The 14939-nt window shown below is 72.1% G+C and carries 12 protein-coding genes; 3 read left to right on the top strand and 9 right to left on the bottom strand.

The window, feature by feature from the left end:
* Window positions 1-108 precede the first annotated feature (108 nt).
* Both wecB and NHH00_RS14070 read left to right on the top strand, forming a co-directional pair.
* Window positions 109-1194 carry a non-hydrolyzing UDP-N-acetylglucosamine 2-epimerase gene (gene wecB / locus NHH00_RS14075; RefSeq protein ID WP_253053165.1) on the top strand — a complete coding sequence of 362 codons (1086 nt, stop codon included), beginning with the start codon at window positions 109-111 and terminating at the stop codon, window positions 1192-1194.
* Window positions 1195-1256: 62 nt separating this feature from the next.
* Window positions 1257-2453, top strand: a complete 1197-nt coding sequence (locus tag NHH00_RS14070) for a glycosyltransferase (RefSeq protein WP_253053163.1) — start codon at window positions 1257-1259, stop codon at window positions 2451-2453.
* 25 nt (window positions 2454-2478) lie between these two features.
* Here NHH00_RS14070 and NHH00_RS14065 read toward each other — a convergent pair whose 3' ends face one another.
* The 9 genes from NHH00_RS14065 to NHH00_RS14025 all read right to left on the bottom strand — a co-directional run bounded on the left by NHH00_RS14065 (window position 2479) and on the right by NHH00_RS14025 (window position 12798).
* Window positions 2479-3633: a glycosyltransferase family 1 protein gene (locus NHH00_RS14065; protein ID WP_253053161.1), complete on the bottom strand. Its 1155-nt coding sequence runs from the start codon at window positions 3631-3633 to the stop codon at window positions 2479-2481.
* Window positions 3630-4694, bottom strand: coding sequence for a glycosyltransferase family 4 protein (locus NHH00_RS14060; protein ID WP_253053159.1), 1065 nt, complete (start codon window positions 4692-4694; stop codon window positions 3630-3632). Before NHH00_RS14060 ends, NHH00_RS14065 begins: the two co-directional genes overlap by 4 nt.
* 82 nt (window positions 4695-4776) lie before the next feature.
* Window positions 4777-6561 (bottom strand): ABC transporter ATP-binding protein, encoded by a 1785-nt coding sequence (locus NHH00_RS21125; protein WP_253053157.1) that lies wholly within the window; start codon window positions 6559-6561, stop codon window positions 4777-4779.
* Complete coding sequence (locus NHH00_RS14050; RefSeq protein WP_253053155.1) at window positions 6558-7745, bottom strand: glycosyltransferase; 1188 nt, start codon at window positions 7743-7745, stop codon at window positions 6558-6560. Before NHH00_RS14050 ends, NHH00_RS21125 begins: the two co-directional genes overlap by 4 nt.
* A 35-nt stretch (window positions 7746-7780) precedes the next feature.
* Window positions 7781-8857 (bottom strand): hypothetical protein, encoded by a 1077-nt coding sequence (locus NHH00_RS14045; RefSeq protein WP_253053153.1) that lies wholly within the window; start codon window positions 8855-8857, stop codon window positions 7781-7783.
* 122 nt (window positions 8858-8979) lie between these two features.
* Complete coding sequence (locus tag NHH00_RS14040; RefSeq protein ID WP_253053151.1) at window positions 8980-10137, bottom strand: glycosyltransferase; 1158 nt, start codon at window positions 10135-10137, stop codon at window positions 8980-8982.
* Entirely contained in the window at window positions 10134-11381 is a 1248-nt protein-coding gene (locus tag NHH00_RS14035) for a glycosyltransferase family 4 protein (protein WP_253053149.1), read from the bottom strand. Before NHH00_RS14035 ends, NHH00_RS14040 begins: the two co-directional genes overlap by 4 nt.
* Complete coding sequence (locus NHH00_RS14030; protein WP_253053147.1) at window positions 11378-12340, bottom strand: glycosyltransferase family 2 protein; 963 nt, start codon at window positions 12338-12340, stop codon at window positions 11378-11380. Before NHH00_RS14030 ends, NHH00_RS14035 begins: the two co-directional genes overlap by 4 nt.
* 2 nt (window positions 12341-12342) lie before the next feature.
* Window positions 12343-12798, bottom strand: a complete 456-nt coding sequence (locus tag NHH00_RS14025) for a GtrA family protein (RefSeq protein WP_253053145.1) — start codon at window positions 12796-12798, stop codon at window positions 12343-12345.
* 151 nt (window positions 12799-12949) lie between these two features.
* On the opposite strand from NHH00_RS14025, the gene NHH00_RS14020 reads away from it, so the two are divergent.
* Window positions 12950-14929, top strand: a complete 1980-nt coding sequence (locus NHH00_RS14020; RefSeq protein WP_253053143.1) for a SpoIID/LytB domain-containing protein — start codon at window positions 12950-12952, stop codon at window positions 14927-14929.
* Window positions 14930-14939: the final 10 nt, after the last annotated feature.

Here is a 14939-nt window from a genome sequence, read left to right as displayed (position 1 = left end):
CAGGTAAGTCGCGGCGTGCGGCCCGTTCGCAGTCGGCACCGGCTCCCCGGGTGCCGGCAGAGCCTCCTCCAGCGCTCCTCCTCGCGGCCCCCGATAACATCGACGACCGTGAAGATCCTCAGCGTCGTCGGCGCGCGCCCCCAGTTCGTCAAGCTCGCACCGATCGCCCACGCAGCGGCTGCCGCGGGCGTCGAGCACGTCATCGTCCACACCGGGCAGCACTACGACCCGATGCTGTCGGACGTGTTCTTTCGAGACCTCGGCATCCCTGCCCCGGACGTGCACCTCGGGGTCGGGTCGGGCAGCCACGGCGTGCAGACGGGTGCCATCCTCGGCGCCCTCGACGGGGTGCTCGACGAGCACCGCCCCGACTGGGTGCTCGCCTACGGCGACACGAACTCCACGCTCGCGGCCGCCGTCTCGGCGGTGAAGCTGCACGTCCCGCTCGCGCACCTGGAGGCCGGGCTCCGGTCGTTCAACCGGCGGATGCCGGAGGAGCACAACCGCGTGCTCACGGACCACGCCGCCGACCTCTGCCTCGCACCGACCCAGGTCGCGATGGACCACCTCGGCTCCGAGGGGCTCGCCGGTCGCTCCGTCCTCGTCGGCGACGTGATGACCGACGTGCTCTTCCAGGTGCGGGACGCCGTCGCCGACCGCGACGTCCCGATCCTCGAGGAGCTGGACCTGGTCGCGGGCGAGTTCTACCTCGCCACGATCCACCGCGCGGAGAACACCGACGACCGGTCGCGGATGGCGATGATCGTCGAGGCTCTCGCCGGGCTGGACCGGCCGGTCGTGCTGCTCGCCCATCCCCGGGTGGTCGCGAAGGCGGCGGAGCACGGTCTCTCGCTCGACACGGGCGCGCTGCGCTCCCACGCGCCCCTCGCCTACCCCGACCTGGTCGCGGCGTCCCTGCGCAGCCGCGGCGTCGTCACCGACTCGGGGGGCCTGCAGAAGGAGGCGTTCCTGCTGCGGGTCCCGTGCACCACGATCCGGACGGAGACCGAGTGGGTCGAGACGGTCGAGCTCGGCTGGAACGTGCTCGCCAACGACGTCGAGACGATCCGCGACGCCGTCGCCCGGCCGGTGCCCGCCGCGACCGAGGAGGCTCCCTACGGCGACGGGGACGCCGCCCGGCGGGTCGTGACGACGCTCGTGGAGCGTGCCCCGGCGGTGTCCGACCGGTCCTGACGCGCTCCGATAGGATCGCGGTCGGCGTCGTCGGGCGCCCGTCGACGAGAGATGAGGCAAGAGTGAGCAGCCCGAACGGACCGCGATCAGCCCTCGTGCTCTCGTACTCGGTCATCGAGTCGGACCCGCGGGTCCGACGGCAGGTGGACTGGCTCACCGGTGCGGGATGGGAGGTCGACACGCTCGGGCTCGGCGGCCGACCGACCACGACCGTCAGGCAGCACTTCGCGCTCGAGGAGCCGTCCCGCTGGGTGACGACGCGGTCCGGCGTGCTCGCGTCGCAGCTCCTGCTCCCGGCCAGGGCGCGTTTCCGGCGACAGATCGTCGACCGGATCCCGCGCGCCGCACGGGAGGGGCTGCGCTCCGGACGGTACGACCTCGTCGTGTTCAACGAGACCGAGTTCGGTCCGCTCCTCGCCGACCCGACCGTCTTCACGTCGGCGGCGCTGCAGGCACGGCTGCACCTGGACCTGCACGAGTACCACAACCCCGTCCAGCGCCGTCAGACCCTCGGCGCACGGATCACCGGCTCGCACTACAGGTGGGTGCGCGGCTTCATCGGGCATCGCGCCTTCACCTCTCGATCAGTCGTGAACGACCCGATCGGCCGGCTCTACGTCGACGAGTTCGGCATCGAGCCCCCGGTCCCGGTCCGCAACATCCCGCCGTTCGTCGAGCAGGGGCCCAGCCCGGTGGACCCCGGCGAGATCCGGCTGCTCTTCCACGGCCTCGCGTCCTGGAAGCGGGGATTCGACGCGATCCTCGAGGCCATGAGGGTGCTCCCCGAGCACTTCACCATGACGTTCATGCTCATGCCGAACCCCGCCGTCCACGCACGGCTCCGGGAGCAGGTCGACGCGCACCCGGCCCGCGACCGCATCCGGATCGTGCCTCCGGCACCGATGCGCGAGCTGGCGCAGCGGATCAACGAGTACGACCTGGAGATCATCTTCTACCGACCGCTCGAACGGAACCTCGAGCTCGCCCTCCCGAACAAGTTCTTCGAAGCTGTCCAGGGGCGGCTGGGGGTCGTCGTGGGCGAGAGCCCGGCCATGGCCGAGCTCGTCCGCGAGCACGGGATCGGGATCGTGGTTCCCGGCTTCGACGCCGCCGACCTCGCGACGGCGCTGGCGGACCTCACCCCCGACGACGTCGCCCGCGCCAAGGCCGCGTCGGACCGTGCCGCCGGCCTGCTCAACGCCGAGGTCGAGCGTGAGGCCTTCCTCGCCGCCATCGAGAGCGCCGCCCGGCCCGACTGAGAGCGAGCGTCGGCGAGCGGTGCGGTCAGTGCGACGCTCGGGCCGACGGGAGCCCCTCCACGGCTCGCAGCCATACCGGCAGCTGCGCCTCCGCGGAGAGCTCGCGCGCGGCCGCGGCCGCGGCACGCTTCCAGCCGGCGACACGCTCGGGCGTCAGCTCGTCGACGACCGCGCGGATCGCGTCCGCGTCAAAGCCGTCCGTCACCGCCCCGAGACCGTGCTCCCGCACGAGGCCCGCCATCGCGGGCGTCGGGCCGACGACGACCCCGACGCGCGCCTGGACGTAGTCGAAGAACTTGTTCGGGAGCGCGAGCGCGTTGTTGGTGACGGTGGGGGGCAGGACGTGGATGCCGACGTCGTACGAGTTGACGACCGCGAGCAGCTCGTCGTGCGGGACCGCGTCCTCGACACGCACCCGTCCTCCGAGGCCCTCGGCCAGCGTCCGGAGCTCCGCGACGTAGGCGGGGTCGTTCCCCGTGAGGAAGAGCGTGAGCCGGACGTCCGCGGTCGAGGACGCCACCGCCCTCACCATGTTCTCGAGCCGCCGGCTCCGCAGCGACGCGCCGGGGTGGACGATCCGGACGGCGCCGTCGAGCGGGGTCGGCTCCATGGCCACGTACGCGGGTGAGTTCGTCACGACGCCCGGCTCGAGCCCGAAGGGCCGATAGGCCTCGGCGACGCTCTCGCCGACCGTCGTGAGACTGCCGACGCGGGGTGCGTACCGCCGGATCAACCACTCCAGGTAGGGCTTGCGCACCCGCACCCAGCGAGGATTGTCGTCGTGCAGGCCCGGGTAGAACTCGTGCAGGTCCCCGTGCACGCTGCTCCCCGGGGCCAGCCAGAGCGCGAGGGGCAGGCTGTCGATGTCGTTCGCGAGGACGCGACCCGGCCGCTCCCGGCGGAGCACCCGGCGCGCCGAGCGCACGGAAGGCTGGCTCCAGTAGAGGAGGCGGTACGCCCGCAGTCTCAGGAGCAGTGCCTCGACGTAGAACCGCGCCCGCCGGCGCCAGCCGGCCGAGGGCGGCACCGGGAGCTCGATGTGCCGCTCGGCGCCTGGTACCGGCGGCCCCCACCCCGCCGTGACCACGTGGTACCTCTCGGCGAACAGCGCGATCTGGCGGCGCAGCCGGGCGTCCTGCTCGAGCCGGGAGAAGGACAGGATGAGCAGCTCGTCCGTCATCGTCGTCTCCTGGTGGACATCGCGCGCTCGTACGCAGACTCGTAGCCGTCGAGCACTCGCGGGCCGTGGAACCTGTCACCGATGGTCGCAACGACTCGTTCGGGGGTGAGCTCCTCGCGACGGCTCCAGAGGTCGACGACAGCGGCCGCGTACGCCGCCGCCGAACGCTCCTCGACCAGCACGCCGTTGTCGTCGACGACGTAGTCACGCTGCCCGCCGCGGGCGCCGAGGACCACCGGACGCCCGTGCGTGATGGCCTCGATCGCACTGAGACAGAGCGTCTCTCCTCGCGTGGGGAGGATGAAGATGTCGGCGGCGTCGAGCGCGGCGGCCACCCCCGCTGCGTCGGCGTGGCCGAGCAGGACCAGCCGGTCGTCCGGACCGGCGGCGCTCTCGAGCACGGAGCGGAGCGGCCCGTCACCCACCCAGGTGAGACTCGCCGGAAGACCCTGCCGTCGGAGCTCTTGCGCCGTCCGGAGAGCGAGGAGCGGGTCCTTCCCCTCGTGGAGCCCACCGACACCCACCAGCCGGACCTGGTCCGGGTCACGCGGCGGTGGCACCACGGGCGCTCCGGGAACGACCGACGGAACGACCGACACCGGGCGGGAGCCACGGTGGATCCGGACCTGGTCGGCCAGGTGGTTGCTCACCGCGGTGACGACGTCCGGGCGTCGCAGGAGCGGCGCGGTCAGCCGCATGACCGCGCGTCCGCGGGGGCTGAGAGAGCCGGGGTCCCCGATGCCGGACCAGTGCTCGGTGTGGACCCACGGCCGCGGGGGGCGCCGTCCCGCGAAGGCGAAGAGCGTGGGGAACGCGTGGGTATGGATGACGTCCGCGCCGGCCAGCACAGGGCGAAGGACGCGCGCCGCGCGCCCGACGTCGAACGGGTTGGTCCGCGACATCTCGATCCGCGTGACGGGGACCGCACCGCTCCGGGCGGCCTCGGCGTCCGCTTCCCGGTCCGCGGGCGACAGCAGGCCCGGATCGACGAGGTGAACCACCTCGACCTCGTGCGCCGTCGCCACGAGCTCGGCGTCCCGCTGCACGAACACACCGGACACCGGAGACGCCTGGCTCGGATACCACGCCGTCACCATGGTCACGCGCACGTGCTCACCCCTGTCCTGCCGATGTGGAACCTCACTACACGAGACCCGCCAGGCTGGCCTGCACGTGGAACGCCGGGTTCGCCGCGACGACCTCGTCGAACGATCCCGACGCGATGATCTCCCCGGTCTCCATGTACAGGACGAGATCAGCGTCGCGGATGGTCGAGAGCCGGTGTGCCACGGAGATCACCGTCACGTCTCCCGCGAGCTCTCTGATCGCGGAGGTGACGTCGGCCTCGGTCTTGGTGTCCAGCGCACTGGTCGCCTCGTCGAGCACGATGACGAGCGGGTCGGAGTACAGAGCGCGGGCGATGCCCAGCCGCTGCCGCTGCCCACCTGACAGCGCCAGTCCTCCCTCACCGATCCGTTCGTCCATGCCTCGCGGCCGTGCCGTGACCGTGTCCCAGAGCTGGGCGCGTCGGAGCGCCTGCTCGACCTTGTCCCGGTCGAAGTCCCCGCCCCACGTCAGGGCGACGTTCTGGGCGATCGACCCGTCGAAGAGCGCGACCGCCTGAGGCACGTAGCCGACCCGCCGACGCCACGACTCCGCGCTCTGCGCGTGCGCTCCCCCGCCGAAGGACACGGTCCCGTCGCTGGGTACGAGCAGGCCCAGAAGGATGTCGACGAGGGTCGACTTCCCCGCACCGGAGGCTCCGACGATCCCGACCGTCGAGCCGAACGGGATCGTGAGGTCCACGTCGCGCAGCGCGGGTTCCGTCGCCGTCGGATAGGTGTACGAGACGTCTCTCATCTCGATGGCCGTCGACGCCGGTGCGCTCTCCCCCACGTGCCCAGCCTGGGGCGGTGCAGGCATCTCGCGCTCCTGGGAGCGCTTGATGTCGCCGATGATGGTCTTGATGTAGGGGTCCGCAGACACGGAGCTCGTCGCGATCGACTGGAACGCCGTGATCGAGGGGACCAGACGGAATCCGGCGATCCCGAAGAGCGCCAGCGCGGCGATCGCCTCGGTCATCCCTCCCGAGAGATAGCCCACGCCTCCCGTGAGGACGAACCCGCCGATGACGGCGGCGTCGAGGACGAAGCGTGGGACCGACCTCAGGAAGTAGAGGTTCGACCGAGCCGTCGAGGTCCGAGTACGCGTGACGGCGATCGCCTGCGCGACCTCGTCCTCCTTCTCACGCAGCGTGATCTCCTTGAGGGCGGCCATCATGCCGGTCAGCAGTCCCGCCACCTTGAGGGACGAGTCACGGGCGACCCGCGCCGCCACGCGCGTCCGCTTCCCGAGCACGTAGTACTGGAGGACGCCGATGGCCCCGAGGTAGGTCAGGGTGATGAGACCGGTCATCGGCTGCTGGAGGAAGATGATCACGACGACGCCGACGGCCGTGACCACGAGCCCGGGGACGGTCGTCAGAGGCAGCAGCAGGCCGCCGACCACGCTCGCCACTCCTCCGTCGGTGAGCTGGATGACCCGTGGCGTGCTGATGTTGATGCGCTCGGTCCACGGCGAGTGGATGTAGGACCGGAAGAGGTGGTCGCCGACCGAGAGCTCGAACTTGGCGAAGTGCCGGGTCGCCTTCCACTGGAGCGCGACGCCGAGCGCGGACTTGAGGAGCACGACTCCCGACAGCACGAGGATGAGCGTCGGGATGTAGTCGGTGGACAGGGATCCCACGAACGGGATCGTGATGCTGTCACCGCCCACCGCGGCGGCGAGCACGCTCGACAGCAGCATGAGGGCGACGACGTCGAGCACCGACAGGAACGCCGTGGCGATGGAGAAGAAGATCAGGAAGCGGTGCGCGCTGCGCGGCAGGTACGGGGAGATCGACCGGTACTGGTCGAGGATCCGCTTCACGCGCCGACCACCGAACGGTAGAGGGAGTCCGCGCGCTCGAACTCGTGCTCCCAGGTCGTGAGCGGCGCGGCACGGCGGGACGCCTCGCGGTACTGGTCGCCCCCGTCGAGGACGTCCGCGATCGCGTGGGCGAGCGCGGGGACGTCTCGCGCCGGGGCGACAGGTCCGACGCCCAGCGTCGTCACGACGTCGGCGACGTCCGGGGTGTCGGACGCGACGACGGGCAGTCCCGCCTGGATCGACTGGAACAGCTTGTTGGGCAGGCTGTACAGGGCGTTGAGCGTCACCGGCTGGGGGTACACGACGGACACGTCCGCGTCCGAGATGACCGTCGGCACGTCGTCGGGAGGCACCGGGTCGACGAACCGCACACGGTCGACGACACCGTGCTCCTCGGCGATGGCGGCGATCGAGTCCCGAGACCGCTGCGGCGCCGGGCCGATCAGCACGAGATAGACGTCCGCGGGGAGGAGCTTCATCGCCTGCACGGTCTCGACGACGCCGCGTGCGGGCCCCATGAGCCCGACGTGCACGACGACGCGGCTCCCCGCGGGCACCTCACCACGCGATCGCAGGCTCCCCGTGCTCCCCGGTGCCGGCACCGAGGCCGCGAGAGGGACGTTCCGGACCAGGACGGGCGGCGAGGCGAGAGCGAACCGCTGCACCATCCACTCCTGGATCCCGCCTGACACGGTGATCGTCCCCGCCCATCTCCTCGCAGACCTGTTCAGGATCCACCGATAGTAGGCCGCGATCCACGAGGGGAGCTTCTGCCCCTCCCACAGCTCGTGCGCGTCGTAGACGAACGGAGTCCTGCCGACCATGTGCACGAGGAGCGCTGCGAACAACGTGTCGGCGTCGTGCGCGTGCACGACGTCGGGCTTCCACCGCCGGATCCGCGCCGCGGCCCGAAAGCCGAAGGTCCACTGCCGCACGCCCAGCTGCAACCAGCGGAGCCGAGACTTCCGTGCCGGTCGAGCCTTGCCCTCACGCCGAGCGCGAGGACCGAGCCGGACGATCACGCCGCCGCCGGCTCGGTGCTCCTCGCCCGGAGGAAACCGTGACTCGCCGCCGCCGACCGCGAACAACCGTGCCTCGTACCCCTGCCCTGCTGCGGAGTCGAGATACTTCAGGACCCGCGAATCACCATGGGTGTCGTTGTGGACGATGTACGCGATACGCATGACGCTCCAGGTCGGGGTTCAGCAACCGATCGAGTCTACCGACGTGCGGTCGGGGGTCCGGACAGGAAGGGGGCGAGCGCCCGCGCCGACGCGCGGCCGTCGTGGAGCGTCTCGACGAACACCGGGCCCCGGGCCGCGACCCGCTGAGCCCGGTCCCGATGCTCGAGGACGTCGAGGAGGACGCCGCGAAGCGTGTCGGACGTCGCCTCGACCACGGGAAGGTCGTGGTGGGCCGCCTCCTTCGCCAGCCGACGCGAGTGCTCGTCGACGTGCGAGACGACGACCCTGCCCGCCGCCATCGCCTCGCAGGCCGCCACGCCGTAGATACCGAGACGGAGCTGGTCGACGACGACGTCGGCCCCGCGGTACAGCTCCAGCATCTCGTCGCGGTCGAGCCCCGTCGCCTGGCGGTACTCCACGAGTCCGGACCGCTCGAGGTCCCGGAGGACGGGCTCGACGAGATCGGTGCCCTTGAGCGCGGCACGGCTCGGGGCATGGACGACGACGGGGACTGCGCGCTCGAGCGGGACGGTCGTGGACCTCCACCGCGGCACGTCGACGACCACGGGCAGCCACGTCGCCCACGGGACGTCGAGGAGCAGGTCCGGCGTCGAGACGAACGCGGGGACCCCCGCGTCGTGGAGGCGCCGCAGCAGGTCGTGGTTACGTCCGGTGCGCGCCTCCAGTGCCGCCGTGTCGGTGTACGACTCGAGGAGGAACGGCGACCACGGGTCGCGTTCCGCGTGCGCGCTCGGACGACGGATGTCGCTGCCGTGGCACAACGTCGCGACCGAGATCCCCGCGGCCCGCAGGCTCTGGATCTCCGCCTCGACGTCCTGCCCGAGAGCGGGGAACAGCGGAAGCTGCGCCTCGACGACGACGTGGGTGAACTTCCGCACGGCACGGCGCTGCGCATGCTGCCAGGCCCGCGAGCCTCGCAGCACGCGGGGCGCGTCGACGTCGGCCTCGAAGGGCAGCGGACGCCGGTAGGCCATGTTCCGGGCACCGACCCCCTCGAGGCCCCGCTCAGCGGCACGAGCCCACTCCCAGCCCTGGCCCGCCGAGTTCGCCGGGCCGAGGAACAGACGCACCGGCGTCGACGGGACCTGCACGCGAGGAGCCGCGCCCCGCTCCCTGCGTCCGAACCACGGCACGACCCGGAGGAACAACGCCGGCGGGAGCCAGGAGACGATCCACGACAGCACCCGTCGCCACCGCGCAGAGGGCTTTCCCGTCACGCGCCCACGTCCCCCGCGGGGGACTGCGCATCCGTGCGCGCCGCTGCCGCCCGCGCCTCACGGATGCGCCGCGCGACCACGTAGCCGGCGACGAGCGACCGCAGGGGCGCGTGGCGATGGAGCAGTCTCAGCGGGTTTCGTGTGACGAGCGCCCCCGGCGAGAGGTACCGCGACCGCCCGCCGAACGCCGCTCGCAGCTGTTCGGCCGACGCGTCGGCACTCAGCGCACGGGTGAGGGCTCGATGGTCACGGATCGCGAGGAGGCCGAGGACACCCGGTGCCCAGGAGGTGAGCCGGGCGACCGCCGACGCGACGTCCTCACGGTCTTCCGGGTCGAGCCCGTCCGCGCCGATCCGCCGTTCGACGGCACTGAGCACGTGCACGCGCACGATCTTGGCGGCGACGGCCCGTCTCGCGGCCGTCGACATCCTCCGGAACGCCTCTCCTTGCTCGATCGACCCCAGGTACGCCAGGTCGTCGCGCGCGCGCCCGCCCGCGCGGGTCACCCGGTCCTGCTGGTCGTCGTGCTCGAGATACGCGGGGCTCGAAGGGTCGAACACGATGCGCGCACCCGTGAACCAGAGGTGGAGTCCGTACGCCTGGTCCACGCCGCGCGGCAGACCCTCGGGGTAGCGCAGGTCCGCGAAGCGCACCCGGCGCAGCAGGCCGAGAGGCGCGGTCCGCTCGAAGAGACGGTCTCGGTCACCGTCCAGCGGACCCCGGTGCCACGCCCGCACCCGAGGGGACGGCACGGGCCCGGTCGGGATGCGGAAGATCGGCGCGACGACGACGTCGGCAGAGTGGCGTTCGGCGAGCGCGACCCAGGCATCGAGCGCACCTGGCGCGAGCTCGTCGTCGGAACCGACGACGCTCACGTACGTGGCGGTCGAGACCTCGAGACCCTTGTTGAACGCGTTCGCCGGAGAGCGCACGCCGTCCTGCAGCTCGACGATGCGCACGCGCCGGTCGTTCGCGAGCGCCCCGAGACGGTCACGCACCGCCTGCGACCCGACGTTGTGCGCGACCACCGTGACGCGGACCGGAACGGTGTTCCGCAGCGCGGCGCGCACCGCTCGCTCGACAGGTCGAGACGTGCTGTGCACGCCGAGAAAGACGTCGACGACCGGTTCGTCGCCCCATGCACGCGTCGTCATCCGCCCTCCTCGAGATCGCCGCCCCCGCGGACGGCGGAGGCCAGGACACGCCGAGCGGCGACCGCCGCCGTCGAGCGCACCGAGAGGTGCTCGTCGGCCCACGTCGCGATCCGGAGCCGCTCGTCAGGAGACGGTGGCGCCTCGAGCATGTCCACCAGCGCGCGCGTGACGGCGTCGGACGTGTGCGGTACCGCGCGTCCCGCGTCCGCCCGCTCGATGATCTGCCCGACCGGACCGGGACCCGCCTGCAGGACCGGCGTGCCGACCGCCATCGCCGCGAGCGCCTTGGTCGGGATGGCGAACTCGTACCCCGACCGGGGTCGGATGCTCGAGAGCGCGACGTCGGCGCCGCGGAGCCAACGGGCTGCCTGGGCTGCCGGTTGCTGCGGCAGGAACGTCACGCTCGCTCCGCCGTCGGGCAGCGCGGCAGCCATCTCGGCGAGACGGCTGTGCATGCTGCCTCGTCCGAGGAAGACGAGGCGTGCGCGCGGGACGGCTCGCACGACGCCGGACCAGGCCTCGAGGAAGACCTCGGCACCGTGCCACTCCGAGGCGTTGCCCGCGTACACGGCGAACGGGCCCCGGCCCTCGGGCCCGAGCGGCACCACGTCGGCGTTGAAGGTCGCGGTGTCGACGCCGTGCCGCACGATGGTCGTCCGCGAGGCCCCGAGCTGCGACGCCCGTGCCTCGACCGCGTCCGTCACCGTGAGGACCGATGTCGCGCCGCGCAGGGCGAATCGCTCGAGCGCGCGCACGACGCCCACCACGAGCCGAGGCGCACCGGTCGACCCGGCGGCGTCCGAGACGATGTCTGCGGCGTAGTAGACGTACGGGACCCGTCGGAGAGCGCACACCAGGCGCACCACCGCGCCCGTGGTCGGCGGTGGCTCGGCCACGACCACGTCGGGCCGTCGGCCGGCGAGCAGGCGGAAGAAGAGGGGAACGTCGAAGCTCAGGTAGGGGACGTATCCCCGGACGTACCCGCTGGCGTCCCGGAGCACGGGGCGGCGCCGCACACGGACGCGCTCGTGCTCGGGGCCAGGGACCATCGACGCGGGCACCGAGGCCGTCACGACGGTGACCTCCGCCCCCTCGTCCGCGAGCGCCGAGGCCAGCGCCGCGAGCCGGAAAGACGCCGCGGCGGGTTCCGGGAGGAAGATCCGCGACGCGATCGTGACGCGGGCCGGTCGCCCCCCGCGGCGAACGTCCCTGCCCTCGCCGCGGAGCTCCTTCTCGGGGCTCATCCCTCGTCGAACGGTGCGAGCGTCGGGGTGTCGGGGCTCTCCTGGATGTCGAGCTGCAACGACGACACGAGCATCTGGACGCCGAGCACGAACGGGGTGACCGCGAGGAGGACCGTCCCGGCCGTGGCCGGCGGCGAGTCCCAGGTCGCGGCGATGATCCAGACCCCGGCGACGACGCCGAAGAGCGTGAGGAGGAGGCCCGAGAACAGCAGCAGCGCGACGGCGGAGAACGACCAGAGGACGTACCGGTACCAGATCCGGTACCAGTACCCGCGGAAGAGCAGGCTGAGCAGCTCGGGGACGACCTTGCCCAGACGGATGCTCGACACCTCGGCGCCGTACACGGCGGGGATCGGGACGTCGACCGCCGCGGTGCCGGCCACGTTCAGGTGGATGAGCAGGTCGTTCTCGAAGCTGTAGCGCTCCGCGACGCGGTCGAGCGCGAGCTTCTCCAGCACGGACGTCCGGATGGCCGTGTACCCGTTCTGCGGGTCGAAGAGGTGCCAGTACCCCGACGCGAACTTCGTGAGGAACGAGAGCACGATGTTCCCGAACACGCGATATCGGGGCATGCCCGTGTACGAGTCCGGGCGGAAGAACCGGTTCGCCTTCGCGAAGCCGTAGCCGCCGGACGTCACCGGGTCCAAGAGGTCGGGAAGGTAGTCCGGGTCCATCTGGGCGTCGCCGGCCATGACGACGTTGACGTCCGAGCCCAGCCCCATCGCGGTGCGGTGCCCGGTGATGATCGCCCCGCCGACGCCCTTGTTCACCTCGTGGCGCACGAGCGTCACGCGCGGGTCGTCCAGCGCCTTGACGACGTCGGAGGTCCCGTCGGGGCTGCAGTCGTCCACGATGACGATGTCGTCGACGAAGTCCGGCATCGTGGTGACGACCGTCGCGATCATGGCCTCCTCACGGTAGGCCGGCACGACGGCGGCGATCCGCGCACCCTTGTACATCCTCAGCTCTCCTTGCGGTCGTGCTCGACGGGCACCTGAGGCCCGGCTCGGTCGTCGCCGGGTGCGGCGGGGGCCGCGCGCCCGCCGAAGACCCAGTAGCGGTAGGCGAAGTAGTTCCAGACGGTCTGTGCGACGGTGACGGCGACCTTGCCGACGGCATAGCCCCAACCGAGGTGCTCGAAGAGACCGACCACCGCGATGTTCGCGAGCGAGTTCACCGCCAGGAGGACGCCGTACCGCCACAACGCGGGCCCCGTCGGCATGGCACCGCCGAAGGCATAGCGCCGCTGGAGCGTGAAGTTGAACGCGAAGCTGCCCCAGAACCCGACCGCCGTCGCGAGCCACAGCGGCGCACCGAGCACCCGGTAGCTCAGGGCGAGCAGCCCGAGGTCGAGGAGGAAGGCGAAGCCGCCCACCAGCAGGTAGCGGAACGCCGAGTGCCCGAGCACTGTCCGCACGACGCCGGCCAGGTCTTCCCCCTCGTCTCGGGTCGGGCACGGCGCCCGACGACGCACCAGGGTACCTGCCCGCCGGGCGCCCTCCCGTCACCCGACCTACCGTGGATCGGACCGAGAGCTACGGAGGTCACCCATGGGGGCACGGAAGAGGATGACGGCGTCGCTCCTGACGGCCGTCCTGGTCGGGACGTCGTTCGTCACGCAGTCCGTCGTCGCACGCGCGGACACGCTCACCCAGGAACGGGTGGTTCTCGGCACCGGCACGACCGTCACGGTCGCGGGGCGGGGCTTCGGTCACGGCCGCGGGATGTCGCAGTGGGGGGCACGCGCGGCCGCTTCGCAGGGGGTGGGCTACCAGCAGATCCTGGACGCGTACTACCCCGGTACGGCCCGGGTCACCCAGCCCGCGAGCACGATCAGCGTCCTCATCAGCGGAGACACGGACAACGACGTCCGCATCCTCGCGGTCCCGGGCATGACGGCGAGCGACGCGGTCTCGACCGGCACCCCGATCAGCTTCGGCGGCGTGACACCGCAGCAGTGGCGCATCGTCCGAGGGTCCGGCGGGTTCGTGCTGCACGGGCTCGTCGGCGGGACCTGGAGACAGTGGTCGCAGGGCGCCTCCCCCGGCTTCCTGAGCATCGCCGCGCCATCGGGGTTCATCCGTCTGATCAGGCCCGACGGCACGCAGACGGACTACCGCGGCACGGTCCGAGCCGTCCCCTCCGGGGCGAGCCCCGGGCAGCAGACCGTCAACGTGGTGGGCCTCGAGGACTACCTGCGCTCCGTCGTGCCGGCGGAGTCGCCGTCGAGCTGGCCGGCGGACGCGCTGCGGGCGCAGGCCGTCGCCGCGCGCACCTACGCGTCGTACGACCGCGCGCACCGGTCGGGCTCGTGGCAGACGTGCGACACCACCGCCTGCCAGGTCTATCCCGGGCACAAGAGCTTCACCTCGGCGGGGGTCGAGACGCGCCACCACGAGGCGGCCTCGACGGACGCCGCCGTCGCCGCGACCTCGGGGCAGGTGCGTCACTACGGCGGCAGCCTCGCCTTCACCCAGTTCGGCTCGTCGAACGGCGGCTGGAGCGCGGCCGGGTCCTTCCCCTACCTCCCGTCCCGACCGGACCCGTGGGACGCGCAGGGCAACCCGGTGCACGCGTGGAGCGTCTCGCTCCGAGCCGCGGACGTCGGCGCGCGGTACCCGCAGATCGGCTCGCCCCGCAGCATCGACGTCATGTCGCGTACCGGCGACGGCGAGTGGGGCGGGCGCGTGGTCCGGGTCGTCGTCACCGGCTCGGCAGGCTCCGTCACGCTCACGGGCGCGCAGTTCCGCAGCGCCTTCGGTCTGCGCTCCGACTGGTGGAAGCTCACCGGCACGAGCCGGCTCGACAGCGACTCCACCAACGACGGGCGCGTAGACGTCCTCGGCCAGCGGGCGGACGGCAGTCTGACGGCATACCTCGGGGACGGGGACGGCCGGTTCGTCGGCAGCCGCCCGGCGGGCCACGACTGGCAGACGATGCGGCTCGCGGTCCGCGCCAACGATCTCGATCGCGACGGGCGCGACGACGTCCTCGCCGTCGACCAGGCCGGGCGCCTGTGGCGCTACCCGACGACGGCGGCCGGGACGCTCGGCGCCCGTGTCCAGGCTGGCCATGGCTGGGGCTCCATGCGGTTCCTCGTCGCCCCCGGGGACGTCGGGCGCGACGGGTCGGCCGACCTCCTGGCGGTCGACACGTCGGGCCGGATGTGGCTCTACCCCGGTCTGGGCGACGGGAGGCTCGCGAGCGCCGTGCTCGTGGGCGGCGGCTGGGACGTCATCTCGTGGGTCGGCGGCGGCGGTGACTGGGACGGCGACGGCTGGTCGGACCTGCTGGCGGTCGACGCCGCCGGACGGCTCCTGCTCTACCGCGGCGACGGGGCGGGCGGGTTCAGCCCGGTGCAGATCGGCTCCGGGTGGCAGGGCATGCGGCTCCTCACCCCGGTGGCCGACTTCGGCCGGGACGGGATCCCCGACCTCCTCGCGGCCGACGCCGCCGGCCGGTTCTACCTCTATCCGTGGACCGGCACGCGGTTCGCCGCCCGGATGCAGGTGGGCTCCGGGTGGAACGGCATCACGAGGACGTTCTGAGGCGTCACCG

It is taken from the genome of Cellulosimicrobium cellulans (genome assembly GCF_024124905.1).
GTDB classification, from domain to species: domain Bacteria; phylum Actinomycetota; class Actinomycetes; order Actinomycetales; family Cellulomonadaceae; genus Cellulosimicrobium; species Cellulosimicrobium cellulans_G.
Note: the sequence above shows the minus strand (reverse complement) of the source record. Positions and strands in the feature narration are given on the sequence as shown.

What these genes read in the sequence shown, in the direction of transcription:
- NHH00_RS14065 (WP_253053161.1), bottom strand. Translation starts at nt 3,633, where the DNA reads ATGACGGACGAGCTGCTCATCCTGTCCTTCTCCCGGCTCGAGCAGGAC.
- NHH00_RS14050 (WP_253053155.1), bottom strand. Translation starts at nt 7,745, where the DNA reads ATGCGTATCGCGTACATCGTCCACAACGACACCCATGGTGATTCGCGG.
- NHH00_RS14040 (WP_253053151.1), bottom strand. Translation starts at nt 10,137, where the DNA reads ATGACGACGCGTGCATGGGGCGACGAACCGGTCGTCGACGTCTTTCTC.
- NHH00_RS14035 (WP_253053149.1), bottom strand. Translation starts at nt 11,381, where the DNA reads ATGAGCCCCGAGAAGGAGCTCCGCGGCGAGGGCAGGGACGTTCGCCGC.
- NHH00_RS14030 (WP_253053147.1), bottom strand. Translation starts at nt 12,340, where the DNA reads ATGTACAAGGGTGCGCGGATCGCCGCCGTCGTGCCGGCCTACCGTGAG.
- NHH00_RS14020 (WP_253053143.1), top strand. Translation starts at nt 12,950, where the DNA reads ATGACGGCGTCGCTCCTGACGGCCGTCCTGGTCGGGACGTCGTTCGTC.